Raw genomic sequence first — 4,405 nt, 5'->3', positions numbered from 1 at the left:
CGAGTGGGGGTCCCCCCTGCTCGAAGAGCTTGGGGGAGCGTGCCAGGCGTCGCCGGGCAGGCGAGACTTTGCGGACACGACCTAGGGCCTGTCCGGGCCCGTCGCCCGGGGGCCGGCTGCCGCGGACCGGGTGAGAGTGCCCGACACACGGGCCGGACAGGGGTGGCCCCGCCCGGCTCGCGGGCCGGGCCGGGCCGGGCCGGGCCGGGCCGGGCCGGGCCGGGCCGGGCCGGGTCACGACGAGGGGAGCTGCTGCCCGTAGTCGACCGTGTCCTTCTTCGGCGGTTCCGCGAGCGGGAAGTCCTTGCCCCAGTCGGTCAGCCGGAGGGTGCCGGCGTTGCCCGCGCGCCCGAGCAGGACCGGGTACGGGGTGCCCGTGAGGGAGACGTCCAGGGTGCCGCCCGCGCCCTTGTCGCCGGAGATGCGGATCGTGCGGACGCCCTCCTGCTCGTGGTGTCCGTCCTTGGCGAGGGTGCCGTGCAGACCGAGCAGCCCGTCGAGCAGGACGTCCTTGTCGGTGAAGCCGCTGAAGCGTTTGTACACGGGGTCGCCGGTCGGCACCTTCACGTACATGCCCTCCAGCTTGCCGGCCGCCGCGGTGTCCGTCGGCTTGCCGTCGCTCTCGCCGTCCTCGTGGGCCCAGAACTCGGCGTCCGCCTTGAGGAAGAGGTGCTTGCCGACCCGCAGCAGCCGGAAACCGGCCCCCTTGGAGGTGACCGAACCGGTGCCGCCGTCGGACTTGAGGCGCATGTCGAGGGTGTACGTGGTGCCGCCCGAGACGACGGTCCCGGAGAGCCGCACGGTCGACGCCTTCTCGGCCGCCGACTTCGCCTTCGCCTGGATGGCGGCGGCGGACAGCTTGCCGACCCCGTTCGTGCCCGAGTCCGGGTCCTCGCTGCCGCACCCCGTCAGACCCGTCGCTGTCACGGCCAGTGCGCACATCGCGGCCACCGTCAGGGCTCTGCTGGAACGGCCCTGGGGAATTGCGGTCACAGGTGGGGCTGCCTCTCGTGCGCGGTCCTCAAACGGCGTACGGCAGCGTACCGGTGCGGCACCCGCCCGGCGGAGGCAGTCCGTCCGGACCGCCCACCAGGGCGTACCCGACCGGGACGGGCTAGCCTGAAGCCCACCCGAGCGGACAGACCGGCACAGAACGCATCGAAGCGAAGGAGGCCCGGGCATGGCCGCAGCCGCCCCCCGGATCTTCGTCTCGCACCTGTCCGGCGTCGCCGTCTTCGACCCGAACGGCGACCAGGTGGGCCGTGTGCGGGACCTCGTCGCCATGCTCCGCGTCGGACGCCGGCCGCCGCGCATGCTCGGCCTCGTCGTCGAACTGTCCACGCGCCGCCGCATCTTCCTGCCCATGACCCGGGTGACCGGCATCGAGTCCGGCCAGGTCATCACGACCGGCGTCCTGAACGTGCGCCGCTTCGAGCAGCGGCCCACCGAACGGCTCGTCTTCGGCGAGCTGCTCGACCGGCTCGTGACCCTCGTCGAGACGGGCGAGGAGGTGACGGTCCTGGACGTGTCGATCCAGCAGCTCCCGGCCCGCAGGGAGTGGGAGATCGGCCGGGTCTTCGTCCGCAAGGGCCGCGCCGGCGCCTTCCGGCGCTCCAAGGGCGAGACGATGACGGTCGACTGGTCCTCCGTCACCGGCTTCTCGCTGGAGGAGCACGGACAGGGCGCGGAGAGCCTGCTGGCCACCTTCGAGCAGCTCCGGCCCGCCGACCTCGCGAACGTGCTGCACCACCTGTCGCCCAAGCGGCGCGGCGAGGTGGCCGCCGCGCTCGACGACGACCGCCTCGCCGACGTCCTGGAGGAGCTGCCCGAGGACGACCAGATCGAGATCCTCGGCAAGCTCAAGGAGGAGCGCGCGGCGGACGTCCTGGAGGCGATGGACCCCGACGACGCGGCCGACCTGCTGGCCGAGCTGCCCACCGAGGACGTGGAGCGGCTGCTGACGCTGATGCGGCCCGGCGAGGCGGCGGACGTCCGGCGGCTGATGGCCTACGCGGAACGGACGGCGGGCGGCCTCATGACCACCGAGCCCATCGTGCTGCGGCCCGACGCGACCGTCGCCGACGCCCTCGCCCGGGTCCGCAACCCCGACCTCTCCCCCGCGCTCGCCGCCCAGGTGTACGTGTGCCGTCCGCCGGACGAGACGCCGACGGGCAAGTACCTGGGGGCGGTGCACTTCCAGCGGCTGCTGCGCGATCCGCCGCCCACCCTGGTCGGCTCGCTCGTCGACGACGACCTCCACCCGCTGGCCCCGGAGGACGAGCTGCCGGTGGTCGCCGGGTTCTTCGCGACGTACGACATGGTCGCGGCCCCCGTCGTCGACGAGAGCGGCTCGCTGCTCGGCGCGGTGACCGTGGACGACGTACTGGACCACATGCTGCCCGAGGACTGGCGGGAGACGGAGTTCCACCTCGACGAGGGCGTGCACGAGAGCATGCACGACGAGCGGGACGACGACGGCGACGGGAGCGGGACGGACAGGACCGACGGGAGCGACGGGAGCGGCCGTGAGGGCGTCCCCGACGAGGGCCGCGGCCCCGCGGAGCCGGAAGGCCCGCTGGGCGGAGAGGGACGCCATGGCGCCCGACCGTGAGGCCCGTGAGCGGGCCGCCACGGGGGCGACGGCGGCCCCCCGGCCGCGCACCCGGCTCGACCAGCCGAAGCCACCGCGGCGCAGACTGCTGCCCGAGTGGGACCCGGAGGCCTTCGGACGGTTCTCGGAACGCATCGCCCGCTTCCTGGGCACCGGGCGGTTCCTCGTCTGGATGACGATCGTCATCATCATGTGGGTGGTCTGGAACGTCTTCGCGCCGGGCGACCTGCGCTTCGACAACTACCCGTTCATCTTCCTGACCCTGATGCTGTCGCTCCAGGCCTCCTACGCCGCCCCGCTGATCCTGCTCGCGCAGAACCGGCAGGACGACCGCGACCGGGTCAACCTCGAACAGGACCGCAAACAGAACGAGCGGTCCATCGCCGACACCGAGTACCTCACCCGCGAGATCGCCGCGCTGCGGATGGGCCTGGGCGAGGTCGCCACCCGCGACTGGATCCGCAACGAACTCCAGGACCTGGTCAGGGAGCTGGAGGACCGCCATCCCGACGGCCACGGGGACGGCCGGGTCGTATTCCCGGCGGATCGGTCGCGGGGACGTGACGTAGACGACCGGTGACAGGGCTTTCCGGGGCACATGGGTCGCGCCGTACCATCGTCCCTATGGCTACGGAAGACGCGGTGCGTGAAGCACTGGCGACGGTGAACGACCCCGAGATCAACCGACCCATCACCGAACTGGGGATGGTCAAGTCCGTGGAGATCGGTGCGGATGGCGTGGTCGCGGTCGCGGTGTACCTCACGGTCTCCGGCTGCCCGATGCGCGAAACGATCACCCAGCGGGTGACGGAGGCGGTCTCGCGGGTCGAGGGCGTCACGCGTGTCGACGTCGAACTCGACGTGATGAGCGACGAGCAGCGCCGCGAGCTGGCGACCGCGCTGAAGGGCGGCACCGCCGAGCGCGAGGTGCCCTTCGCCAAGCCCGGCTCGCTCACCCGTGTCTACGCCGTCGCGTCCGGCAAGGGCGGTGTCGGCAAGTCCTCGGTCACCGTGAACCTGGCGGCCGCGATGGCCGCCGACGGCCTCAAGGTCGGTGTCGTGGACGCCGACATCTACGGCCACTCGGTGCCGCGCATGCTCGGCGCGGACGGCAAGCCGACCCAGGTCGAGAACATGATCATGCCGCCGTCCGCGCACGGCGTGAAGGTCATCTCCATCGGGATGTTCACCCCGGGCAACGCACCGGTGGTCTGGCGTGGCCCGATGCTCCACCGCGCGCTCCAGCAGTTCCTGGCGGACGTGTACTGGGGCGACCTGGACGTCCTGCTCCTGGACCTCCCGCCGGGCACCGGCGACATCGCGATCTCCGTCGCCCAGCTCGTCCCGAACGCCGAGATCCTGGTCGTGACGACCCCGCAGCAGGCGGCGGCCGAGGTGGCCGAGCGCGCCGGTTCCATCGCCGTGCAGACCCACCAGAAGATCGTGGGCGTGGTCGAGAACATGTCGGGGCTGCCCTGCCCGCACTGCGACGAGATGGTCGACGTGTTCGGCACCGGCGGCGGCCAGTCGGTCGCCGACGGCCTGACCCGCACCACCGGAGCGACCGTCCCGGTCCTCGGCTCCATTCCGATCGACGTCCGTCTGCGCGAGGGCGGCGACGAGGGCAAGCCGGTCGTCCTGACCGACCCCGACTCCCCCGCCGGCTCGGCGCTGCGCGCCATCGCGGGCAAGCTGGGCGGCCGCCAGCGCGGCCTGTCGGGCATGTCGCTGGGCATCACCCCGCGCAACAAGTTCTAGGGTTCCCGGGCTTCTCGGGGCTTCTCGTACGAAGGT

The 4,405-nt window shown here is 72.3% G+C and carries 4 protein-coding genes; 3 read left to right on the top strand and 1 reads right to left on the bottom strand.

The window, feature by feature from the left end:
- Positions 1 to 234 precede the first annotated feature (234 nt).
- Positions 235 to 993 (bottom strand): hypothetical protein, encoded by a 759-nt coding sequence (locus tag ACFXGX_RS43055; RefSeq protein WP_384803911.1) that lies wholly within the window; start codon positions 991 to 993, stop codon positions 235 to 237.
- A gap of 187 nt (positions 994 to 1,180) precedes the next feature.
- On the opposite strand from ACFXGX_RS43055, the gene ACFXGX_RS43050 reads away from it, so the two are divergent.
- From ACFXGX_RS43050 to ACFXGX_RS43040, 3 genes are read left to right on the top strand one after another with little or no spacing between them, the layout of a single operon-like run.
- On the top strand, positions 1,181 to 2,611 hold the full coding sequence (locus ACFXGX_RS43050) for a magnesium transporter MgtE N-terminal domain-containing protein (RefSeq protein WP_384803908.1): 1,431 nt from the start codon (positions 1,181 to 1,183) through the stop codon (positions 2,609 to 2,611).
- The gene (locus ACFXGX_RS43045) at positions 2,595 to 3,191 is read left to right on the top strand and encodes a DUF1003 domain-containing protein (protein ID WP_384803905.1); all 597 of its coding nucleotides are present in this window, start codon (positions 2,595 to 2,597) and stop codon (positions 3,189 to 3,191) included. Before ACFXGX_RS43050 ends, ACFXGX_RS43045 begins: the two co-directional genes overlap by 17 nt.
- A 44-nt stretch (positions 3,192 to 3,235) precedes the next feature.
- Positions 3,236 to 4,369 (top strand): Mrp/NBP35 family ATP-binding protein, encoded by a 1,134-nt coding sequence (locus tag ACFXGX_RS43040; RefSeq protein WP_384803902.1) that lies wholly within the window; start codon positions 3,236 to 3,238, stop codon positions 4,367 to 4,369.
- Positions 4,370 to 4,405: the final 36 nt, after the last annotated feature.

Origin of the sequence: Streptomyces sp. NPDC059371 (assembly GCF_042751995.1) — a bacterium.
In the GTDB taxonomy this organism is placed as follows: Bacteria; Actinomycetota; Actinomycetes; order Streptomycetales; family Streptomycetaceae; genus Streptomyces.
This window is presented reverse-complemented; position numbering and strand designations above follow the sequence as displayed.

Coding starts and splice junctions, on each gene's coding strand:
- ACFXGX_RS43050 (WP_384803908.1), top strand. CDS start 1,181: ATGGCCGCAGCCGCCCCCCGGATCTTCGTCTCGCACCTGTCCGGCGTC.
- ACFXGX_RS43045 (WP_384803905.1), top strand. CDS start 2,595: ATGGCGCCCGACCGTGAGGCCCGTGAGCGGGCCGCCACGGGGGCGACG.
- ACFXGX_RS43040 (WP_384803902.1), top strand. CDS start 3,236: ATGGCTACGGAAGACGCGGTGCGTGAAGCACTGGCGACGGTGAACGAC.